This window comes from Streptomyces sp. NPDC001532 (assembly GCF_040298625.1).
Lineage (GTDB): Bacteria > Actinomycetota > Actinomycetes > Streptomycetales > Streptomycetaceae > Streptomyces.
Genome location: NZ_JBEPAL010000021.1, coordinates 14,329 through 35,645 on the forward strand (window position 1 = coordinate 14,329; position 21,317 = coordinate 35,645).

The 21,317-nt window shown below is 72.3% G+C and carries 15 protein-coding genes and 1 pseudogene; 6 read left to right on the forward strand and 10 right to left on the reverse strand.

The window, feature by feature from the left end; genetic code table 11:
• Positions 1–116: 116 nt before the first annotated feature.
• The 7 genes from ABT232_RS20140 to ABT232_RS20170 all read right to left on the reverse strand — a co-directional run bounded on the left by ABT232_RS20140 (position 117) and on the right by ABT232_RS20170 (position 10,224).
• Positions 117–2,630 (reverse strand): PQQ-dependent sugar dehydrogenase, encoded by a 2,514-nt coding sequence (locus ABT232_RS20140; RefSeq protein ID WP_351841711.1) that lies wholly within the window; start codon positions 2,628–2,630, stop codon positions 117–119.
• A gap of 122 nt (positions 2,631–2,752) precedes the next feature.
• Positions 2,753–3,751 carry a sugar phosphate isomerase/epimerase family protein gene (locus tag ABT232_RS20145; protein WP_351841713.1) on the reverse strand — a complete coding sequence of 333 codons (999 nt, stop codon included), beginning with the start codon at positions 3,749–3,751 and terminating at the stop codon, positions 2,753–2,755.
• A 15-nt stretch (positions 3,752–3,766) separates the two neighbouring features.
• Positions 3,767–4,975: a Gfo/Idh/MocA family protein gene (locus ABT232_RS20150; RefSeq protein ID WP_351841715.1), complete on the reverse strand. Its 1,209-nt coding sequence runs from the start codon at positions 4,973–4,975 to the stop codon at positions 3,767–3,769.
• Positions 4,976–5,051: 76 nt separating this feature from the next.
• Entirely contained in the window at positions 5,052–6,098 is a 1,047-nt protein-coding gene (locus ABT232_RS20155; RefSeq protein WP_351841717.1) for a substrate-binding domain-containing protein, read from the reverse strand.
• A gap of 17 nt (positions 6,099–6,115) precedes the next feature.
• Positions 6,116–7,132 carry an ABC transporter permease gene (locus ABT232_RS20160; RefSeq protein WP_351841719.1) on the reverse strand — a complete coding sequence of 339 codons (1,017 nt, stop codon included), beginning with the start codon at positions 7,130–7,132 and terminating at the stop codon, positions 6,116–6,118.
• Positions 7,129–8,646 (reverse strand): sugar ABC transporter ATP-binding protein, encoded by a 1,518-nt coding sequence (locus tag ABT232_RS20165; RefSeq protein ID WP_351841721.1) that lies wholly within the window; start codon positions 8,644–8,646, stop codon positions 7,129–7,131. The genes ABT232_RS20160 and ABT232_RS20165 overlap by 4 nt, the downstream gene beginning before the upstream one ends.
• A 396-nt stretch (positions 8,647–9,042) precedes the next feature.
• Positions 9,043–10,224, reverse strand: coding sequence for an ROK family transcriptional regulator (locus ABT232_RS20170; RefSeq protein WP_351841723.1), 1,182 nt, complete (start codon positions 10,222–10,224; stop codon positions 9,043–9,045).
• A 229-nt stretch (positions 10,225–10,453) separates the two neighbouring features.
• On the opposite strand from ABT232_RS20170, the gene ABT232_RS20175 reads away from it, so the two are divergent.
• Positions 10,454–11,281 carry an NAD(P)H-binding protein gene (locus ABT232_RS20175; RefSeq protein WP_351841725.1) on the forward strand — a complete coding sequence of 276 codons (828 nt, stop codon included), beginning with the start codon at positions 10,454–10,456 and terminating at the stop codon, positions 11,279–11,281.
• A 21-nt stretch (positions 11,282–11,302) separates the two neighbouring features.
• Here ABT232_RS20175 and ABT232_RS20180 read toward each other — a convergent pair whose 3' ends face one another.
• Positions 11,303–11,986: a GntR family transcriptional regulator gene (locus tag ABT232_RS20180; protein WP_351841727.1), complete on the reverse strand. Its 684-nt coding sequence runs from the start codon at positions 11,984–11,986 to the stop codon at positions 11,303–11,305.
• 238 nt (positions 11,987–12,224) lie between these two features.
• A complete protein-coding gene (locus ABT232_RS20185; protein WP_351841729.1) occupies positions 12,225–13,172 on the reverse strand; it encodes a beta-ketoacyl-ACP synthase III in 948 nt (315 codons plus the stop codon).
• A 331-nt stretch (positions 13,173–13,503) separates the two neighbouring features.
• Here ABT232_RS20185 and ABT232_RS20190 point away from each other — a divergent pair.
• From ABT232_RS20190 to ABT232_RS20200, 3 genes and pseudogenes are all read left to right on the forward strand, one after another.
• A pseudogene (locus ABT232_RS20190) lies at positions 13,504–13,892 on the forward strand (4Fe-4S dicluster domain-containing protein); the annotation flags it as partial.
• 21 nt (positions 13,893–13,913) lie between these two features.
• Positions 13,914–14,762 carry a formate dehydrogenase accessory sulfurtransferase FdhD gene (fdhD, locus tag ABT232_RS20195; protein WP_351841731.1) on the forward strand — a complete coding sequence of 283 codons (849 nt, stop codon included), beginning with the start codon at positions 13,914–13,916 and terminating at the stop codon, positions 14,760–14,762.
• A gap of 231 nt (positions 14,763–14,993) precedes the next feature.
• Positions 14,994–16,868: an exo-alpha-sialidase gene (locus ABT232_RS20200; protein ID WP_351841733.1), complete on the forward strand. Its 1,875-nt coding sequence runs from the start codon at positions 14,994–14,996 to the stop codon at positions 16,866–16,868.
• A gap of 216 nt (positions 16,869–17,084) precedes the next feature.
• Here the strand turns inward: ABT232_RS20200 and ABT232_RS20205 are convergent, their stop codons facing one another.
• Entirely contained in the window at positions 17,085–18,140 is a 1,056-nt protein-coding gene (locus ABT232_RS20205; RefSeq protein ID WP_351841734.1) for a bile acid:sodium symporter family protein, read from the reverse strand.
• A gap of 144 nt (positions 18,141–18,284) precedes the next feature.
• Here ABT232_RS20205 and ABT232_RS20210 point away from each other — a divergent pair, with 144 nt between their 5' ends.
• Both ABT232_RS20210 and ABT232_RS20215 read left to right on the forward strand, forming a co-directional pair.
• Positions 18,285–19,148, forward strand: a complete 864-nt coding sequence (locus tag ABT232_RS20210; RefSeq protein WP_351841736.1) for a LysR substrate-binding domain-containing protein — start codon at positions 18,285–18,287, stop codon at positions 19,146–19,148.
• Positions 19,149–19,379: 231 nt separating this feature from the next.
• Positions 19,380–21,206, forward strand: coding sequence for an AMP-dependent synthetase/ligase (locus ABT232_RS20215; protein WP_351841738.1), 1,827 nt, complete (start codon positions 19,380–19,382; stop codon positions 21,204–21,206).
• Positions 21,207–21,317 lie beyond the last annotated feature (111 nt).

Consider the following 21,317-nt stretch of genomic DNA (forward strand, 5'->3'; position numbering starts at 1 on the left):
GAGCGCGGTGCGGCGCTCGCGGGCGGATCCTCGGCGGGCTCCCGCTCGCCGTCCCGGCCGTCCCGCTCGCCGCGGCCGGCGGCCGCTCGTGCGGTGGAGCGCATCGTTGCCTCCTGTCAGCCGGTGGTGAAGGTGAAGTCGTCCACGTCGAACAGCGCACCGGTGCCACTGCCCTTGAAGACGAGGTGGAGCGTGGTGGTGCCGCGCGGGGCGCGGGACAGGGACGCGCTCACGTCCTGGAAGGTGTCCCAGCCGCCCGTCACCGGCACGGTGGCCCTGCCGAGCAGGGTGCCGGTCGAGGAGCCCGCGCGGATCTCCAGGGTGCCGCCCGCGCCGCCGGAGGAGACGCGCGCGGTGACGCTCTTGGCGTTGCTCAGCGCGTACGGCGTGAAGGAGATCCAGTCGCCGTTGTGGATGTCGCCGACGGTGCGGCCGCCGTGCGCGGTGTCCTTGGTGATGACCGAGACGCCGGAGCCGTTGCCGAAGTGCTCGGCCTGGCGGTGCCGCGGCTGGACGACGTTCTGGTCGTGGGTGGTGAGCGCGGCCTGGCCGCCGCCTCCGCCGTCGGTGTACTCGGCGTCGACGACACCGAAGATGTTGGCGTCCTCGTCGTGGCCCCCGTCGGCGCTGGTCCGGAGCGTGCCGGTGCAGCCGTTGGCCGAGGTCAGCGGGTGGCCGTGGGAGTCGTGGCCGAGGACGAAGGTGACCTTGACCTTGGCGCAGTCGATCGCGGTGCCGTCCTCGGGGTCGGTGACCCTCACCGTGAACGGGATGTCGTCGCCGAAGCTGAACAGCCGGCCGTCCCTCGGTGTCTCCAGCACCACGGTGGGCGCGGTGTTGCCGACGACGATCCGCACGCTCGCACTGCCGGTGCGGCCGGTGGGGTCCTCGGCGGTCACGGTCGCGGTGTAGGTGCCGTTCTCGCGGTAGCGGTGCGTGGGGGCGGCCTCGGTGGAGGTGGTGCCGTCGCCGAAGTCCCAGCGGTAGGTCAGGGCGTCGCCGTCCTGGTCGGTGGAGCCCTCGGAGGAGAAGCGGACCCTCAGCGGGGCCTGTCCGGAGGTGCGACTGGCGGTGGCCTGGGCGACGGGCGAGTGGCCGTCGGTGGCGTTCTCGATGCGGTAGAGCGCCGAGTGCTCGTCGCCGCCGAACCAGGCGGTGCCGTAGTCGAGGACGTAGAGCGCGCCGTCCGGGCCGAAGGACATGTCCATGATCTGGGTACCGGTCCACGGTATGTCGGCGATCGTATTCACCGTACCGTCGGCGGTGTGGTCGATCCGCTTGATCCAGCGGCGGCCGAACTCACCGGCGAAGAAGTCGCCGTCGTACGCCTCCGGGAACTTCACCGGCGAGTCGAGCGCGGGGTCGTAGTGGTAGACCGGGCCGCCCATCGGGGACTCGGAGCCGGAGCCGAACTCGGGGACCGATCCGCCGTCGTAGGGGATCCACGCGGCCTGGGCCGGGGGCAGGTCGGTCAGGCCGGTGTTGTTCGGCGAGGTGTTCCTCGGGGCCGCGCAGTCGAAGGCGGCGCCGGAGGTGCCGGTGGCGAAGTCGTGGTCGACGTAGGCGTCGTTGTCGCCGGTGCAGTAGGGCCAGCCGTAGTTGCCGGGGCCGGTGACGCGGGCGAACTCGACCTGGCCGGCCGGTCCGCGCGCCGGGTCGGCGGCGCCGGCGTCGGGTCCGTAGTCGCCGACGTACAGGATCCCGGTCTCCTTGTCGACGCTGAACCGGAACGGGTTGCGGAAGCCCATCGCGTAGATCTCGGGCCGCGTGCGGTCGGTGCCGGGCGCGAACAGGTTGCCGTCGGGGATCGCGTACGAGCCGTCGGCGTTCACCTTGATGCGCAGGATCTTGCCGCGCAGGTCGTTGGTGTTGCCGGAGGAGCGCTGGGCGTCGAAGGCCGGGTTGCGGTTCGCGCGCTCGTCGATCGGGGTGAAGCCGTCCGACTGGAACGGGTTGGTGTCGTCGCCGGTCGACAGGTACAGGTTGCCGGCCGCGTCGAAGTCGATGTCGCCGCCGACGTGGCAGCAGGTGCCGCGGGAGGCGGGCACGTCGAGGATCTTCTTCTCGCTGGCCGTGTCGAGGGTGCCGTCGGCCTTCAGGACGAACCGGGAGAGGCGGTTGACGCCGTCGAAGGGCGCGAAGTCGGCGGCGGTGCCGGTCTCGGGGGCGTCGCCCGCGGGGGTGTTCAGCGGGGGCGCGTAGTAGAGATAGATGAAACGGTTCTCCGCGAAGCCCGGGTCGACGCCGATGCCCTGGAGGCCCTCCTCGTCGTGCGCGTACACGTCGAGCTTTCCGGCCAGTGTGGTGTTGCCCGCCGCGTCGGTGAGGCGGAGTTCGCCGTCGCGTGAGGTGTGCAGCACCGAGCGGTCGGGGAGCACGGCGAGCGACATGGGCTCGCCGACCTCCGCCTCGCCCTTGGCGAGGGTGACCTGCTGGAAGTCCTCGGCCGCCACGGCCTCCCGGTCGGCCGTGGCGGCGCCGGCCTGCGGTGCCGTGAAGGTGAGGGAGGCACCCGCCAGCAACGCGCCGCCGAGGAGGGCGACGGCTCTGCGCAGGGCGGGGTGGCGTCGTCTGCGGGTGTCGGTCAGGTCGGGGCCGGTGGTGGGGGCGGTCCGGTCGTTCCCGTGCACGAATGGCCTCCATAGGGGGCTGGTTGTACGGGCGGGTGCGTACGCCGGGATGCGCCGTCATCCCGGAGTGCCGTGCGGTGCGTTCCGGCGCCGGTCGGCGGTGGGGGCGCCGACCGGGTCCGTCAGTTGCCGAACGCCGCGTCGAAGGAGGCCGACGGCGGCTCGAAGTCGTACGCCTTGAGGCGGTTCAGTGCCTCCGGGGCGCCCTGGAGGCGGTCCATGCCGGCGTCCTCCCACTCGACGGACACCGGGCCCCGGTAGTCGATGGAGCGCAGCATCCGGAAGACGTCCTCCCACGGGACGTCGCCGTGGCCGGCCGAGACGAAGTCCCAGCCGCGCCGGGGGTCGCCCCAGGGCAGGTGCGAGCCGAGGCGGCCGTTGCGGCCGTCGAGGCGCTTGCGGGCCTCCTTGCAGTCGACGTGGTAGATCCGGTCGCGGAAGTCCCACAGGAAGCCGACCGGGTCGAGGTCCTGCCACACGAAGTGCGAGGGGTCGAAGTTGAGGCCGAAGGCCGGTCGGCGGTCGATCGCGTCCAGGGTGCGGACGGTCGTCCAGTAGTCGTAGGCGATCTCGCTGGGGTGCACCTCGTGCGCGAACCGCACTCCTTGCGCGTCGAAGACGTCGAGGATCGGGTTCCAGCGCTCGGCGAAGTCCTCGTAACCGCGCTCGATCATCGACTCGGAGGCCGGCGGGAACATCGCGACCAGGTGCCAGATCGCCGAGCCGGTGAACCCGATGACGGTGTCGACGCCGAACGCGGCCGCGGCCCGCGCGGTGTCGGCGATCCGTGCCGCCGCCCGCCGCCGTACCCCTTCCGGGTCGCCGTCGCCCCAGATGTCGGCCGGCAGGATCGCCCGGTGGCGTTCGTCGATGATGGCGTCGCAGACCGCCTGGCCCACCAGGTGGTTGGAGACCGCCCAGCACTTCAGCCCGTACTTGTCGAGCAGCTGGTGCCGGGAGGCCAGGTACGACGGGTCGCTCAGCGCCTTGTCGACCTCGAAGTGGTCGCCCCAGCAGGCGAGTTCGAGGCCGTCGTAGCCGAAGTCTCGGGCGAGGCGGCAGACCTCCTCCAGCGGGAGGTCGGCCCACTGACCGGTGAAGAGCGTGAACCTGCGCGGCATACGGCTGTCTCCTCCTCAGGCGGCGATCGGGGTGTAGACGGAGTTCTTCTCGGCGCTCTCCTCCACCGCGGCGAGGACCCGCTGGACCTGGAGTCCGTCGGCGAAGGAGGGGTCGGGGCGGCGGCCCTCGGCGACGGCGTGGACGAGGTCGCGGGCCTGGTGGACGAAGGAATGCTCGTAGCCGAGGCCGTGGCCCGGCGGCCACCAGGCGTCCACGTAGGGGTGGTCGGGCTCGGTGACCAGGATGCGGCGGAAGCCGGCGTGCGCGCCGGGCTCGGTGCCGTCGTGGAACCACAGCTCGTTCAGCCGCTCCAGGTCGAAGGCGAGCGAGCCGTGCTCGCCGTTGAGTTCCAGGCGCAGCGCGTTCTTGCGGCCGGTGGCGTACCGGGTGGCCTCGAAGGAGGCGAGCGCGCCGGAGGCGAAGCGGCCGGTGAACACGGCGGCGTCGTCGACGGTGACGGTCCCGGTGCCGCCGGACGCGACGGCGGCCAGGCCCGAGGTGGGACCGCCGGGCAGCGGCCGCTGCCGTACGAACGTCTCGGTGAGCGCGGAGACCCCGGCCAGCGGCTCCCCCGCCAGGTACTGGGCCAGATCGACGATGTGCGCGCCCAGGTCGCCGAGCGAGCCGGAGCCGGCCTGTTCCCTGCGCAGCCGCCAGGTGAGCGGAAACGCCGGGTCGACCAGCCAGTCCTGGAGGTACGACACCCGCACGTGCCGCAGGGTGCCGAGGCGGCCCTCGGCGACCATCCGCCGGGCCAGCGCGGTGGCGGGCAGCCGGCGGTAGTTGAAGCCGACCATCGCCAGCAGGCCCCACCGCTCGGCCTCGAGAGCGGCCCGCGTCATCGCCTCGGCCTCCTCGACCGAGTTCGCGAGGGGCTTCTCGCACAGGACGTGCTTGCCGGCCGCGAGCGCGGCGAGCGCGATCTCGGCGTGGCTGTCGCCGGGGGTGCAGATGTCGACGAGGTCGACGTCGTCCCGGGCGATCAGTGCCCGCCAGTCGGTCTCGGCGGACGCCCAGCCGTGCCGGTCGGCCGCCGCGCGCACCGCGTTCGCGTCCCGTCCGCAGATCGCGGCCAGCACCGGGCGCCGGGGCAGGTCGAAGACACGGCCCGCGGTGCGCCAGCCCTGGGAGTGGGCGGCGCCCATGAAGGCGTAGCCGACCATGCCGATGCGCAGCGGGGGCTTGCCGGCTTCCGGCGGTGCGGACTGCTCCGGCTCTTCCATGCAGATGTCCTCCTCGTCTGGTGGGCCGCCGCGGGGGCGGCCCGGGCCGTGCGCGGTGGGGGTGCGGCAGGACGCCTCACTCGAAGCCGGTGGGCATGTACTGGTCGACGTTGGTCTTGTCGACGACGGCGGAGTAGAGCGTGAGGGAGGCCGGGATCTCGAACTCGGCGAGTCCTCCGACGCCCTTGCCCTGGCCGAGCGCGCGGGCGAGGTCGATCGCCGACGCGGCCATGGTGGGCGGGTAGAGGACGGTCGCCTTCAGGACGCCGTCGTCCTGCTCGATGGCCTGGAAGGCGGAGAGCGCGCCGGCGCCGCCGACCATCAGGAAGTCGTCGCGTCCGGCCTGCTCGATGGCGCGCAGGGCGCCCACGCCCTGGTCGTCGTCGTGGTTCCACAGGGCGTCGAACTTCGACTGCGCCTGGAGCAGCTGGGCCATCTTGGCCTGGCCGGACTCGACGGTGAACTCGGCGGCCTGGCGGGCCACCTTCTTGATGTTGGGGTAGTTCTTCAGGGCGTCGTCGAAGCCCTGGGTGCGCTGCTTGGTCAGCTCCAGGTTGTCGAGCCCGGCGAGTTCGATGACGCGGGCGTCCGGCTTGTCCTTGAGCTTCTCGCCGATGTAGTGGCCGGCGTTGAGGCCCATGCCGTAGTTGTCGCCGCCGATCCAGCAGCGGTACGCCTGCGGGGTGTTGAAGACGCGGTCGAGGTTGATCACCGGGATGCCGGCCCGCATCGCCTTGAGTCCGACCTGGGTGAGGGCCTTGCCGTCGGCGGGCAGGATCACCAGGACGTCGACCTTCTTGTTGATCAGGGTCTCGATCTGGCCGATCTGCTGGGCGGTGTCGTTGGACCCCTCGGTGATCTCCAGGGTGACGTCCTGGTACTTCTCGGCGCGGCTCTTGGCGTTCTCGTTGATCGCGTTGAGCCAGCCGTGGTCGGCCTGCGGGCCGGCGAAGCCGATGGTGACCTGCTTGCCGGGCTGGTCGTCGGCGGCGGGCTGGTTGCTCGCGGCCTGCTTGTCGTTGTCGTCGTCGGACTCGTTGCTCGTGCAACCTGCGAGGAAGGCACCGGCGGAGACCGCGGCGGTCCCGAAGAGCAGTCCTCTGCGACTGGGGAGGTGCGACATGGTGGTGAACCCTTTCCTCAGGTCGTGCTTGCGGTACGGCGCTGGACCAGCACGGCGGCGACGATGATCGCGCCCTTGGCGATCTGCTGGACGTCGCTCTGCAGGTTGTTCAGGGCGAAGATGTTGGTGATCGTGGTGAAGATCAGGACGCCGAGCACGGACCCGGTGATGGTGCCGCGACCCCCGGTGAGCAGGGTTCCGCCGATGATCGCGGCGGCGATGGCGTCGAGTTCGTAGAGGTTGCCGTTGGTGTTCTGGCCGGAGCCGGACAGGATGATCAGCAGGAAGGCGGCGATGCCGCAGCACAGTCCGGACAGCAGGTAGAGGTAGAGCCGCTGGCGGCGGACGTCGATGCCGGCGAGGCGGGCGGCCTCCGCGTTGCCGCCGACGGCGACCGTGCGGCGGCCGAAGGTGGTGCGGTTCAGCAGCAGCCAGCCGGCGATCGTCACGACCGCGAAGACCAGCACCAGCGGCGGGACGCCGAGGATGTACGCGTCGCGTTCGCCGAGGTCCAGGATCCCGTCGACGGTGACGATCTGGGTCCTGCCGTCGGTGATCTGGAGCGCCAGTCCGCGCGCGGAGGCCAGCATGGCGAGCGTGGCGATGAACGGGACGATCGCGCCGTAGGCGACCAGCAGTCCGTTCACCAGGCCGCAGCCGAGGCCGACCAGGACCGAGGTCAGCAGGATGCCGCCGAAGCCGAAGTCCTGGGTGGCGACCGTGGTCGCCCACACGGAGGCGAGGGCGACGATCGCGCCGACCGACAGATCGATGCCCCCGGAGATGATCACGAAGGTCATGCCGACGGTGACGACGCCGATCACCGACGCCTGGGTGAGGACGAGTTGCAGGTTGCGGGTGTCGAGGAACTCGTCGGGCTTGGTGACGCCGCCGATGACGACGAGCACGGCGAGCACGCCCAGCAGGGAGAGCGTGCGCAGGTCGGCGCGGAACGCCACGGTGCGCCAGGCGGGGAGCGGGGCCGGCGGCGCCTTGTCGGTGGCGCCCCGCGGCGGGGAGACGGGCTGCGTCATGTCGCCGGGCTTCCTTCCATCACGAGGTCGAGTACGCGGTGTTCGTCGAGATCGGCGGCGGGCGCGGTGTGGACGACCCGGCCCTCGCGCAGCACCAGCACACGGTCGGCGAGGCCCAGCACCTCGGGGACCTCGCTGGAGACGAGGAGCACGGCGAGGCCTTCGTCCGCCAGCCGGCGCACGACCGCGTACAGTTCGGCGCGGGCACCGACGTCGACCCCGCGGGTGGGTTCGTCGAGCAGCAGCACCTTGCAGCCGCGCAGCAGCCAGCGCGCCAGGACGGCCTTCTGCTGGTTGCCGCCGGACAGGGTGCGGACGGGTACGGCCGGGTTGTCGGGCCGCAGCGACAGCTCGCGGGTGGCGGCCCGCGCGGCGGTCAGCTCGGCGGTCCGGTCGATCCAGCCGGCCCGGGAGAACCGGGACATCGAGGAGACCGAGACGTTGCGGGTGACGGACTCCAGCAGGAGCAGGGCCTGCGCCTTGCGCTCCTCGGGAGCGAGGCCGAGGCCGGCGCGGACGGCCGCGCGGACACTGCCGGCCCGCAACGGCCGTCCTTCGACCAGCACCTGACCGGCTGTCGGCTTCCGTGCGCCGTAGACGGTCTCCAGGATCTCGGATCTCCCCGACCCGACCAGCCCGGCCAGCCCCACGATCTCCCCGGCGTGCACGGTCAGGTCGAGCGGCTCGAACTCACCGGCCCGCGCCAGCCCCCGCACCTCCAGCACCGGCGTGCCGGGCACCGGTCCGGCCTGCCGCTCGGGGAAGACGTACTCCACGTTCCGGCCGGTCATCATCGCCACGACGTCCCGGGTCGGCGTCGTCTTCGCGGGCAGTCCGCCCGCCACCGCCCGTCCGTCCTTCAGCACGGTCACCCGGTCGCCGATCCGGCGGATCTCCTCCAGCCGGTGCGAGATGTAGACCACGGCCACGCCGTCGGCCGTCAGATCGCCGACGATCCGGAACAGGTTGTCGACCTCGTCCGGGTCGAGCGCGGCGGACGGCTCGTCCATCACGATCAGCCGCACCTCGTGGGAGAGCGCCCGCGCCATGGACACGATCTGCTGCTGCGCCGCCGACAGCTCTCCCACCAGGCGGGCCGGGTCGATCTCGGGGTGGCCGAGGCGCTTGAGCAGCCGGGCGGTCGAGTCGCGGGCGGCGCCGCGCCGTACGACGAAGCCGGCGGTCGTCGGTTCATGGCCCAGGTGGACGTTCTCGGCCACCGACAGGTGCTCCACCAGGTCGAGTTCCTGGTAGATGGTGGCGATGCCGAGGCGCATGGCGGCGATCGGGGAGCGCAGCGTGACCGGCTCGCCGCGCCAGCGGATGGTCCCGCCGTCGGGCTGGTGGGCGCCCGCCAGGACCTTGATGAGGGTGGACTTCCCGGCCCCGTTCTGGCCGAGCAGGCAGTGCACCTCACCGGCCTGGACGTCGAGGTCGACGCCGTCCAGGGCACGGACTCCGGGGAACGACTTGGTGATGCCGGACATGCTGAGCAGCGGTGGTTCTGGTGCCATGTGGGTTCCCCTCGGCGGGCGTGCGGGCCGGTGTCAGGGCGGTCCCCTCCGCGTGCGGCGGGTCGGGGCAGGCGTTCTCGGGCAGGACGGATCGCGGCGTGGCGTGGCGTGACGGATTCGGGCGTGGCGAAGTCGGGCGTGACGGGTTCGGCGTGGCGAAGTCGGGCGTGGCGCATCCGGGCATGGCGGATCGCGACCGGACGCGGCGTCGTGGGCCGTGGTGTCGGGGTTGTGGGCGTGGCGGGCTGTGCGGAGGCGCTGTACGGGAGGGCGGTGCCGACGGCTCGGGGTGTGCGCGAGGTGTCGTGCTACTCGGGTGCGGTGTGACGTGTCGTGCGGCTCGGTACGGCGGTGCTGCGCGAGTGAGAGCAGGTACTGCGCGGTGCAGAGCAGGTACTACGCGGGTGAGAACAGGTGGTCGCTGATGAGGCGGGCCGCGCCGATGACTCCGGCGGTGGGGCCCAACTCGCCCAGCACGATGGGGAGGTTGCCGGTCGCGAGCGGCAGCGACTGGCGGTAGACCTGGGTGCGGATCGCGGCGAGCAGGGTGTGGCCGAGGCCGGTCACCCCACCCCCGATCACCACGAGGCCGGGGTTGAAGAAGCTGACCAGTCCGGCGATGACCTGGCCGGTGCGGGTGCCGCCCTCGCGGATCAGATCGAGGCTGAGGGCGTCTCCCGCGGCGGCCGCGGCGGCGACGTCGACGGCGCTGAGCGAGCCGTTCGCCTCCAGGCGGGCGGCGAGTTCGGCGGACTGCCCGAGCTGGGCGGCCTCCAGCGCGTCACGGGCCAGCGCGGCACCGCTGAAGTGGGCCTCCAGGCAGCCCCGGTTGCCGCAGGCGCACGGCCGGCCGTCGAACACGGCCTGGATGTGGCCGATGTCGCCGGCGCTGCCCGTCGTACCGCGGTGGACGGCACCGCCGACGACGATGCCGCAGCCGATACCGGTGCCGATCTTGACGCAGAGGAAGTCGCCCACGGAACGGGCGACGCCCGCGTGCTGCTCCCCCATCGCCATCAGGTTCACATCGTTGTCGACCATGACCGGGCAGCCGAGTTCCTGGCTCAGCGCCTCCCGTACCGGGAAGCCGTCCCAGCCCGGCATGATCGGGGGCGCCACCGGGATGCCCTCCGGGAAGCGCACGGGGCCGGGGACGCCGATACCGGCGCCGTCGAAGCCCTCGGCGAGACCGGAGGCCCTCAACTTCGCCGCCATGGCGAGGACTTGCTCGAAGACGGCGACCGGCCCCTCGCGTACCTCCATGGGCTGGGTGATGTGGCCCAGGATCTCCAGTTCGGCGTTGGTGACGGCCACGTCGATGGAGGTGGCGCCGATGTCGACGCCGAGGAAGCGCAGACCGGGGGCGAGCCGGATGTTGTGGGAGCGGCGGCCGCCGCGCGAGGCGGCGAGTCCGTCGGCCACGACCAGGCCCGTCTCCAGCAGCCGGTCCACCTCCACGGCCAGCTTGGACCGTGACAGGTCGACCTGATCGCCCAGCTGCGCCCGGGAGTTGGGCCCGCCGTCGCGCAGCAGCTTCAGCAGTCTGGCCTGGTGGGCGTTGGCGGGTCGTGCGGTCATGCGTCTCACGTGCCCCTCCCCGCCTCGTTCCGGCCATCGCTGTCGGGCTTTCGAGGGGAACGTAGCAGTGGCTGCCGGAGGTGGGAAGAAGTCGCGCAGGAATTACCGCCGCCTTTTTCCACTCACAGGACAAAGGCGGGTGGGTCGTTGGTTCCGAGGGGCGTCACGCCGAGGATGAGGGCACGATCCCGGGCCGACGGCGGCCCGGGCGCCGCGAGAGGACACGTTCGTGATCTTGGTGACGGGTGCCACGGGGAACGTCGGCGCGCCGCTGGTCCGGGCGCTGGCGGAGGCCGGCGAGCCGGTGCGGGCGATGAACCGGTCAGGCCGGGCCGACGGGCTGCCGGCGGGTGTGTCGGCCGTGGCGGGCGATCTGGACCGGCCGGAGACGGTCCGCGGCGCGCTGGACGGCGTACGGGCGGTGTTCCTGATGCCCGGATACGCCGGTCAGCGGCAGATCCTGGCCGACGCGCGGGCCGCCGGCGTGGAGCGGGTGGTCATGCTGTCCGGCGGGTCGGCGGGCACCGGCAACACGGGCAACGCGGTCGCCGGCCATCTGATCGCCGCCGAGGAGTCGGTCCGCGCCTCGGGGCTGGAGTGGACCTTCCTGCGGGCGCGGAGCTTCATGTCGAACGCGCTGCGGCTGGCCGGCCAGATCGCCGCGGGCGACGAGGTACGGGTGCCGTTCCCGGACGTCCGCACCGCCGACGTCGACCCCTACGACATCGCGCGGTGTGCCCTGCACGCCCTGCTCTCGCGGGAGTACGGCGGTCGCGCCCTGGAGCTGACCGGCCCCGAGGCGCTGCTGCCCGCCGACCGGGTGCGCATCCTCGGCGAGGTGCTGGGCCGCGAGCTGCGCACGATCGGACTGGACCACGAGGAGGCCCGCGTCGCCTTGGAGGCGCGGATGCCGAAGCCGTACGTCGACGCGTTCTTCGACTTCTTCGTCGACGGTTCCCTGGACGAGTCGGTGGTGCATCCGACGGTGCGGGAGGTCACGGGCCGGGCGCCGCGCACCTTCGAGGAGTGGGCGCGGGCGCACGCGGACGCGTTCTGATCACCTTTTTGTCGAGCGAGGTCAGGGCTGCCGGCCGGGGCGGGCGTGGTACGACCGCCGGGTGTGCTCCGTGTGCTCCCGCATCAGCCGGGTGGCGTCCTGCTCGTCGCCGGCCGCGATCGCGCCGATCAGCTCCCGGTGCTCGATCCAGGACTGGCCGCCCCGCTGCCGGGCGACCGGGGTGTGGTACCAGCGCACCCGGCGGTCGACCTGCGCGGCGAGTTCGGCGAGGACCGCGTTGCCGGCCAGCTCCATGATCTTGGCGTGGAAGCGGGCGTTGAGGGCCACGGCGGCGTCCATGTCGTCGCGGGCGACGGCCTGCATGCCCTGGCCCAGGATCTCGTCCAGGGCGTCGACGCCCTCGCGGGTGGCGTTCGCGGCGGCGAGCCGGGCCGCCTCGGCCTCCAGCAGCGTCCGCACGGTCAGCAGCTGGTCGGCCTCCTCCTCGGTGGGCTCGTGCACGAACGCGCCCTGGGCCGGGCGCAGATCGACCCAGCCCTCGGTGTTCAGCCGTTGCAGCGCCTCGCGCACCGGCTGGCGGGAGACGCCGAGGTGTCCGGCGAGTTCGCTCTCCACCAGGTGCTGGCCGGGCTGGAGGGCGCGGGTGGTGATGAGTTCCAGCAGCGCCTCGTAGACCCGGTCGCGCAGCGGGCCGGGCCGCTCCAGCTTGGGCACAGCTCCCTGCGGCAGTCCTGTCGACAACATCGGTAGGTCCCCCTCCTCGGCAGGGCCCTGCACGGCGGCCGTGACGACACCGGGAGCAGCGGCCGTAAAGACACCGGAAAGCCAGTGGAAAGACGGTATCAATTGTCTTTCGTCTACAGTCTACGGTGCACAAACGTCAGGGGAACGGCGAGTTGGCCCCACCCCTGTCGGCCCGTCACACCGTCACGCCATCGCACGGTCCTGCCGTCACACCATCACGCCGTCACACTGCCCGCCCTCACGGGCACCGGACGACCTGCCCCGCGTACGACAGGTTGCCGCCGAAGCCGAACAGCAGCACCGGATCCCCGGTGGTCACGGCACCGCGTTCGACCAGCTTGGAGAAGGCGAGGGGGATGCTGGCGGCCGAGGTGTTCCCCGAATCGGTGACATCGCGCGCGATCACCGCGTTGACGGCGCCCAGCCGCTGGGCGAGGGGTTCGATGATGCGCAGGTTGGCCTGGTGCAGCACGACCGCGGCCAGGTCCTCGGGGGCCAGTCCGGCGCGCTCGCACGCCGCGCGGGCCAGCGGCGGCAGCTGGGTCGTCGCCCAGCGGTAGACGCTCTGCCCCTCCTGCGCGAACCGCGCGGGCGTGCCCTCGATGCGGACGGCGTGCCCCATCTCGGGCACCGATCCCCACAGCACCGGACCGATGCCGGGCTCCTCGCCCGGGGCGCAGGACTCCACGACGGCGGCCCCGGCCCCGTCGCCGACGAGCACGCAGGTGGTGCGGTCGGTCCAGTCGGTCACGTCGGACATCTTGTCCGCGCCGATCACCAGGGCCCGGGTCGCCGCACCGGCGCGCAGGGTGTGGTCGGCGGTCGCCAGGGCGTGGGTGAAGCCGGCGCACACCACGTTGACGTCCATCGCGGCGGGCCCCGGGATGCCGATCCGGGCGGCGACCCGGGCGGCCATGTTCGGCGAGCGGTCTATGGCCGTCGAGGTGGCGACGAGCACCAGGTCGATGTCGCCGGGGGCGAGTCCCGCTGCCGCGAGGGCCTTGGCGGCGGCGTGCGCGGCCAGCTCGTCGACGGGCTCGTCGGGGCCGGCGATGTGCCGGGTCCGGATGCCGACCCGGGAGCTGATCCACTCGTCGCTGGTGTCGACCAGAGCCGCCAGGTCCTCGTTGGTCAGGACCTTGGCGGGCTGGTAGTGGCCGACGGCGGTGATGCGCGAGCCGTTCATGGAAGGTGGTCCCCCTCGTGCCTCGGGTAGCGGGGTTCACCAGTCTGATCAGGTACTCACGGGTACGACGGCAGGTGAAGTCACAGGAAACCGGCGCCCGGCTTGTCGGCTTCCTCAGACGTCGGACGTCCGACCGATCACGTCCGACCGATCACCGCGACCTGGCCGGTGGCTGCGCGGACCCTTGCTGACCAAATCTCCATACTGTAGACAATATTTCGTCGACACACTTCAGTCTTCCCGACTCGCCTCCCCACTCGCCCTCCCACGGGCCTCCCCGACAGGCCTCACCTCCGCCGGTACTCCCTCGACCGAACGGAGCGTTCCCACGTGCGTGGACGCCTGTGGCGACCAGTGGCAGAACACGTTCGCAATCTCTGTTTCCGGCCGCGGCTTCGACGCCCGGATCGCGGTGGAGCACGACGCGCCGCTGACCGACTCGGCCTGCGTGTATTGCGGCAATTGCATCGAGGTGTGCCCGACCGGGGCGCTGTCGTTCAAGTCGGAGTTCGACATGCGGGCGGCGGGCACCTGGAACGAATCGGTACAGACCGAGCGACGACGGTGTGCGCCTACTGCGGTGTGGGCTGCAACCTCACCCTCCACGTGCAGGACAATGAGATCGTGAAGGTCACCTCGCCGCACGACAACCCGGTGACCCACGGCAATCTCTGCATCAAGGGCCGTTTCGGCTACCAGCACGTCCAGAGCCGGGACTGATCGGGACACGGGACAGGGACAATGGGACGAGTCACGGAACGACGCAAGGTGATCCGCATCCGCGACGGGGTGGCCTCGTCCCGCCCTGACACGCTCGTCGCCGAGGAGCCGCTGGAGATCCGCCTCGACGGCAGACCGCTCGCCATCACCATGCGGACGCCGGGCGACGACTTCGCGCTCGCCGCGGGGTTCCTGGTGAGCGAGGGCGTGCTGGCGACCGCGGACGATCTGCGGAACATCGTGTACTGCGCGGGCGCGACCGCCGACGGCTCGAACACCTACAACGTGGTCGACGTGAAGACCTCGCCCGGCGTGATCATCCCCGACATCACGCTGGAGCGGAACGTCTACACGACCTCCTCCTGCGGCCTGTGCGGCAAGGCGAGCCTCGACGCGGTCCGCACCACGGCCCGCTGGCCGATCGCCGACACCCCGGCGCTGCGGATCGACCCGGAGCTGCTGGCGAGCCTCCCCGACCGGCTGCGGGCGGCCCAGCGAGTCTTCGACCGGACCGGCGGGCTGCACGCGGCGGCCCTGTTCACCGAGGAGGGGGAGCTGGTGGACATACGGGAGGACGTGGGCCGGCACAACGCGGTGGACAAGCTGGTCGGCCGCGCCCTGCAGAACGGCGAGCTGCCGCTGTCCAGGACGATCCTGCTGGTCTCGGGCCGGGCCTCGTTCGAGCTGGCGCAGAAGGCGGTGATGGCGGGCATCCCGGTGCTCGCGGCGGTCTCCGCGCCGTCCTCGCTGGCCGTCGACCTGGCCGCCGAGACGGGTCTGACGCTGGTGGGCTTCCTGCGGGGCAGCTCCATGAACGTGTACGCGGGTGAGCACCGGCTCGCCCTGCGGGCCGCGGCCGCCCAGGGCTGACCGGCTCCCCGCGACACGGCGGCGGGGCCCCGACCGGCGGGGAGCGCCCCCTGCGCCGCAGGGGCCCCGCCTCGGCCCGTACACCCTTCCTGACACACCATCAGGTCCTGGCGTACCTCCGACCCGGTGACCGGACGGCGGTTGCGGGTGTCGGTGGTCCCGGCTGTTTCACGGCCCCTCGTACGTTGGACGGCGAATGTCCGGACAGCCCCATGAAGGGCCGATCGCACCATGCCGCTGCCAGGTCTTCGCACCCGTCCGAGAGCCACCCTCACCGCGGTCGCCGTCCTGACGGCGACCGCGCTGTTCCCGCACCCCGCCTCCGCGCACGCCCAACAGCGGCCGCACACACCGCTGTTCGAGCAGCAAGTGCTCTTCGAGCCCTCGCGGGACCCCGGTTACGCCTGCTTCCGTATCCCGGCGCTGGCGCGGACCGCCTCGGGCACGCTGCTGGCGTTCGCCGAGGGGCGGGTGCTGAACTGCGGTGACGCGGCCGACATCGACATCGTCCTCAAGCGCTCCACCGACGGCGGCCGCACCTGGGGGCCGCTCCAGGTCGTCACCGAGGGCGGCGGCGACACGCACGGCAACCCGGCGCCGGTCGTGGACCTGACGACGGGCCGGATCCTGCTGGCCCAGACGCACAACACGGGCCGCTCCGACGACGCCAACTGCCAGGTGCCCTGCGACCGCACCCCGCACCTCCAGCACAGCGACGACGACGGCCGTACCTGGTCCGCGCCGCGCCCGCTCGGCCCGCGGATCCTGCCGCCGGACTGGAACTCCTGGTACGCCACCGGCCCGGGGCACGGCATCCAGCTCACCCGCGGTGCCCACGCCGGGCGGCTGGTGTTCGGCGTCAACGCCGAGACCTTCGACGGCAACCGGGTCACGGCCGGTCACGCCGCGCTGATGGTCAGCGACGACGGCGGCGACCACTGGCGGATCGGCGCGACCGACACCTGGCCCGTCGCCGCCGACGGCACCTTCCGCCAGCGGCCCTCCGAACTGACGATGACGGAACGCGCCGACGGCGCCGTCCTGGTCGGCGGCCGCGAACAGGAGGGCACCGACCTCGGCCACCGGACCCAGGCCGTCAGCAGCGACGGCGGAGACACCTACGACGCGCCCTTCGAGGCCCTGCCGGAGCTGGCCACCCCGCAGGTCCAGGGCGCCCTGCTCACCCTCGGCTCCCGCACCCTGCTGTCCGCCCCGGCCGATCCCGACCGCCGCCGCACCATGATGATCCGCTCCTCCTCCGACGGCGGCGCCACCTGGGACAGCGTGGACCGCGGCACGGTCGTCACCACGGACTGGTCCGGCTACTCCGACCTCGCGGCCCTCGCCCCGGACACCGCCGGCCTGCTGTACGAGGCCGGAGCCGTGGACGCCCGCGACGAGATCCGCTTCGCCCGCTTCACCGAGGACCGGCTCACCCCGCCCCGGGACGCCGACCCGGTCACCCCCGATCTGGCCCCGCGGGCCGGACCCGCCTCCGTCCTCGGCGGTGCCGCGCCCGTCGACGGGGTCAGGGGCGGAGCGCTGGCCCTCGACGGCGCCGACGACGCCGTACGCGTGGGCCACCGGCCCGAACTCGCCCTCGGCACCGGTGACTTCACCGTCTCCCTGTGGTTCCGCCACACCGCCGCGACGGGCGAGCAGCCGCTGTTCTCGATGGGCGGCGCCGGCCGCTCCCAGCCGCGGATCCAGCTCTGGTCCGAGCCCGCCGAGGACCGGCTGCGGGGCCTGATCACCGTACGGGAGGGCGCCACGACCGTCCGCACGGCCACCGTGACCGCGGCCGGCGCGCGGGCCGACGGCCGCTGGCACCATCTGGTGCTGCGGCGCGGCGACGGCCGGCTCACACTCTCCGTCGACGGCACGGCGGCGGACACGGCCGACGTGGCGGGCTCGCTGAGCCGCACCTCGGTGTTCGGAGTGCACATCGGGCAGCGCATGGACGGCCGGGCGCACTTCAGCGGCGCGATCGACGAGGTGCGGGTGTGGGATCGGGCGCTGGACTTGGCCGCGCCGGGCGCGCCGGTGGCTCCGTCCGCGGGCACGGTGCTGTGGCTGCCCATGGACCGGGTGGGTGCGAGCCGCTGACGTCCCGGAGCGTGCCCGAGGACGGACCCGGCGGACGCGATGCACTCGATGAACACGACGCACGCGATCGACGCGATCGACGCGATCGAGGACTCGATGGACTCGGCGGTCGCGGCAGCGGCGGGAGACACGCGCGGGGGCGGCGGACGGGCGCGGGGCGGGCGGTGGCCGGGATCGGTCTGCTGCTGGTGCCGGCCCTCGCGGCCTCCGCGCGGCTCAGCGGGAACGCGGGCCCGTACCGACCGCGGTTCGCGGACCTGAGGCTGCGCGCGCGTCGCTGAGCTCGCCGGACTCCTCGTCGTCGACGGGGTCGTGGGAGCGGCGTTTGGCGATCACCGCGCAGACCATGAGCTGCATCTGGTGGAAGAGCATCAGCGGCAGCACGGCCAGCGAGGCGTGCGCGCCGAACAGCACACTGGCCATGGGCAGGCCGGCGGCGAGGGACTTCTTCGACCCGGCGAACTGGATGGTGATCCGGTCCGCGCGCCCGAAGCCGAGCGCCTTGGCGCCGTACCAGGTCGCGGTGAGCATCACGGCCAGCAGCACGGCCTCCACGGCGAGCAGTCCGCCGAGCCGGGCGGGGCTCACCTGGTGCCAGATGCCCTGGACCACGCCCTCGCTGAACGCGGTGTAGACGACGAGCAGGATGGAGCCGCGGTCGACGTGGCCGAGGACCTTCTTGTGGCGGGCGACGAAGCCGCCGATCCAGCGGCGCAGCACCTGTCCGGCGAGGAACGGCACGAGCAGCTGGAGCACGATCTTCAGCACCGAGTCCGCGGAGAACCCGCCGGTGCCGCCGCCGAGCAGCGAGGCGGCGAGCAGCGGGGTGGCGACGATGCCGGCGAGCGAGGAGAAGGAGCCGGCGCAGATCGCGGCGGGCACGTTGCCGCGGGCGATGGAGGTGAAGGCGATCGAGGACTGGATCGTGGACGGGACGAGGGTGAGGAAGAGCAGGCCCTGCCACAGGGAGTGGGTGAGCACCACCGGCACCAGTCCGCGGGCGGCCAGGCCGAGCAGCGGGAAGATGACGAAGGTGCAGGCCAGGACGGTGAGGTGGAGCCGCCAGTGCTTCAGTCCGTCGAGCGCCTCCCGGGTGGAGAGCCGGGTGCCGTAGAGGAAGAAGAGGAAGGCGATGGCGGCGGTGGAGGCGCCGGAGACGATGTCGGCGGCCGCGCCGCGGGCGGGGAGGAGCGCCGCGAGGCCCACCGTCCCGAGCAGCATCAGGATGTACGGGTCGATAGGCGGCCGACTCGGCCATCGCAGGCGTTTCACGATGCTCCACACGGATCGCGGACAGGTGCTCCGGGGTCGAGACGTCCCCTCTCCATCCTGCTCCTCCGCCCGCCGATCGGGAATCCGGCATACCACTCTGACTGTCATCACGGATCGCGATGACCGCGCGCTATCCTCGGCGGCATGTACGACCCGTCCCACCTTCGTACCTTTCTGGCGGTGGCGCAGACCCTGAGCTTCACGCAGGCCGCGCGGCGGCTGGGGCTGCGCCAGTCGACGGCCAGCCAGCATGTGCGGAAGCTGGAGGACGCCACCGGGCGGCAGTTGTTCAGCCGGGACACCCACTCCGTGGAGCTGACCGAGGACGGCGAGGCGATGCTGGGCTTCGCCCGGCGGATCCTGGAGGTGCACGAGCAGGCGACGGCGTTCTTCACCGGCACCCGGCTGCGGGGCAGGCTGCGGTTCGGCGCCTCGGAGGACTTCGTGCTGACCCGGCTGCCGGAGATCCTGGAGGGCTTCCGGCACGACCATCCCGAGGTCGACCTGGAGCTGACGGTCGAGCTGTCGGGCACCCTGCACGAGCGGCTGGCGGCCGGGAAGCTGGACCTGATGCTGGCCAAGCGGCGGCCGGAGGACCCGCGCGGTGAGCTGGTCTGGCACGACCGGCTGGTGTGGATCGGCGCCGACCGGCTGCGCCTCGACCCGGACCGCCCGGTCCCGCTGATCGTCTATCCGCCGCCGGGCATCACCCGCGCGCTGGCGATGGAGGCGCTGGAGCGGCAGGGCCGGCCCTGGCGGATCGTGTGCACCAGCGGCGGGCTCAACGGTCTGATCGCGGCGGCCCGGGCCGGGCTCGGGGTGATGGCGCACTCGCGGGGTCTGATCCCGCCGGGGCTGGTCCGGGTGCCGGACCGGTTCGGTCTGCCGGAGCTCGGACGGGTCGACTTCGTGCTGGTGCACGGCGTCCGCCGGACGCCCGCGCAGAGCGCGGCGGACGCGCTGGCGGCGGCGATCCTGGCGGGCGGGGACCGGCTGCACCGGCGGTGAGCGGCTTCGTACAGATTCCGTGGAGATTACGGCACGAAACTTACTCCGCCGTCAGGAATGTGCCCGGCCCTTCCCCATGTGCACCCTTTTCTCCCTCGCCGACCAGCGTGAACCTGAGCTCCGCTCGCCTTCGGCACCCCTCCCGTCCGGACTCTGCGTGGGGTAGCTTTCACCGCCTGTGCGGGGCGTCAGCGTCACCGGGAGCCGTCACGGAGAGCGGGGGGAGCGGGTTTGCGCGAGTTCACCAGCCCGCCGTCGGCGCTGCCTCCCCCCGTGGGCGGCCTGGCCGACGCCGTGTACGGCAACGCCGAGGAGGACCCCCGGCACCTCGCGCTCGGCCGCAAGGACGACAGCGGGCGGTGGCGGGACGTCACGGCCGCCGAGTTCCGCGACGAGGTGCTCGCCCTCGCCAAGGGCCTGCTCGCCCGCGGCGTCCGCTTCGGCGACCGGGTAGCGATCATGTCCCGTACCCGCTACGAGTGGACGCTGTTCGACTTCGCGCTCTGGTCGGTCGGCGCGCAGGTGGTGCCGGTCTACCCGACCTCCTCGGCCGAGCAGTGCTACTGGATGCTGTACGACGCGGAGGTGACGGCCGCGATCGTGGAGCACGAGGACCACGCGATGACGATCGCCACCGTCATCGACCGGCTGCCGCGTCTGAAGCATCTGTGGCAGCTGGACGCGGGCGCGGTGGCGGAGCTGTACGACGCCGGGGCGCACCTGGACGACGAGGTGGTCCACCGGCACCGCAAGGCGGTCACCCCGGAGACGGTCGCGACCGTCATCTACACCTCGGGCACCACGGGCCGTCCCAAGGGATGCGTCCTCTCGCACGGCAACTTCATGTTCGAGGCGGACACCGTGGTCGAGCGCTGGGCGCCGGTGTTCCAGTCCCGCAAGGGCGAGGAGGTCGCCACCCTGCTCTTCCTGCCGCTCGCCCACGTGTTCGGCCGGATGGTGCAGGTCGCCGCGGTCCGGGGCCGGGTCCGCTTCGGCCACCAGCCGCAGCTGAACGCCGCCGCCCTGCTGCCCGACCTGGCCGCCTTCCGGCCGACCTTCTTCCTCGCGGTGCCGTACATCTTCGAGAAGGTCTTCAACGCCGCCCGCCGCAAGGCCGAACGCGAGGGCCGCGCGGGGGCGTTCGAGAAGGCCGTCGACGTCGCGGTGCGGTACGCGGACGCGATGGAGGCGAAGGCCTGGGGCGTCGGGCCCGGACCGTCGGCGGGCCTGCGGATGCAGCACCAGCTCTTCGACAAGCTCGTCTACGCCAGGATGCGCGAGGCGATGGGCGGCCGGGTGCGGCACGCGATGTCGGGCGGCTCGGCGATGGACCGCCGGCTCGGGCTGTTCTTCGCGGGCGCGGGCGTGCACATCTACGAGGGGTACGGGCTGACCGAGTCCACGGCCGCCGCCACCGCCAACCCGCCCGAGCGCACCCGCTACGGCACGGTCGGCCGGCCCATCCCCGGCGTGACCGTGCACACCGCCGACGACGGCGAGATCTGGCTGCGCGGCGGCAACGTCTTCCAGGGCTACCTCAACAACGCCAAGGCCACCGACGAGGCCGTGCACGACGGCTGGCTGGCCACCGGCGACCTGGGCTTCCTGGACGAGGACGGCTATCTCACCATCACCGGCCGCAAGAAGGAGATCCTGGTCACCTCGGGCGGCAAGAGCGTCTCCCCCGGCCCGCTGGAGGAACGCGTCCGGGACCATCCGCTGGTCTCGCAGTGCATCGTCGTCGGCAACGACCGCCCGTTCGTCGCCGCCCTGATCACCCTCGACCAGGAGGCGGTGGAGCACTGGCTGCTGATGCGCAACAAGCCGCGGATGACCGCGGCGGCGCTGGTGCGCGACGCGGACCTGGAGGCGGAGGTGCGGCGCGCGGTGGTCGCCGCGAACACCCTGGTGTCGCAGGCCGAGTCGATCCGCACCTTCCGGATCCTCGCCCAGCCCTTCACCGAGGAGCACGGCTTGCTCACCCCGTCGCTCAAGCTCAAGCGCAGGGCCATCGAGAAGGCCTACGCGAACGAGGTGGACGCCCTGTACCACACCTGAGCCGGCGCCCGCCCGGCAGACCGCCGAGGGCGGATTTGCCCGTCAGGAATGCATCGCGGCCCGTGATCGTTGACGATGGGAGTACCACCTGACGACAACCGAAGGATCAAG

Coding starts and splice junctions, on each gene's coding strand:
- ABT232_RS20145 (WP_351841713.1), bottom strand. CDS start 3,751: ATGCCGCGCAGGTTCACGCTCTTCACCGGTCAGTGGGCCGACCTCCCG.
- ABT232_RS20150 (WP_351841715.1), bottom strand. CDS start 4,975: ATGGAAGAGCCGGAGCAGTCCGCACCGCCGGAAGCCGGCAAGCCCCCG.
- ABT232_RS20155 (WP_351841717.1), bottom strand. CDS start 6,098: ATGTCGCACCTCCCCAGTCGCAGAGGACTGCTCTTCGGGACCGCCGCG.
- ABT232_RS20160 (WP_351841719.1), bottom strand. CDS start 7,132: ATGACGCAGCCCGTCTCCCCGCCGCGGGGCGCCACCGACAAGGCGCCG.
- ABT232_RS20165 (WP_351841721.1), bottom strand. CDS start 8,646: ATGGCACCAGAACCACCGCTGCTCAGCATGTCCGGCATCACCAAGTCG.
- ABT232_RS20170 (WP_351841723.1), bottom strand. CDS start 10,224: ATGACCGCACGACCCGCCAACGCCCACCAGGCCAGACTGCTGAAGCTG.
- ABT232_RS20180 (WP_351841727.1), bottom strand. CDS start 11,986: ATGTTGTCGACAGGACTGCCGCAGGGAGCTGTGCCCAAGCTGGAGCGG.
- ABT232_RS20185 (WP_351841729.1), bottom strand. CDS start 13,172: ATGAACGGCTCGCGCATCACCGCCGTCGGCCACTACCAGCCCGCCAAG.
- fdhD (WP_351841731.1), top strand. CDS start 13,914: ATGGGACGAGTCACGGAACGACGCAAGGTGATCCGCATCCGCGACGGG.
- ABT232_RS20200 (WP_351841733.1), top strand. CDS start 14,994: ATGCCGCTGCCAGGTCTTCGCACCCGTCCGAGAGCCACCCTCACCGCG.
- ABT232_RS20210 (WP_351841736.1), top strand. CDS start 18,285: ATGTACGACCCGTCCCACCTTCGTACCTTTCTGGCGGTGGCGCAGACC.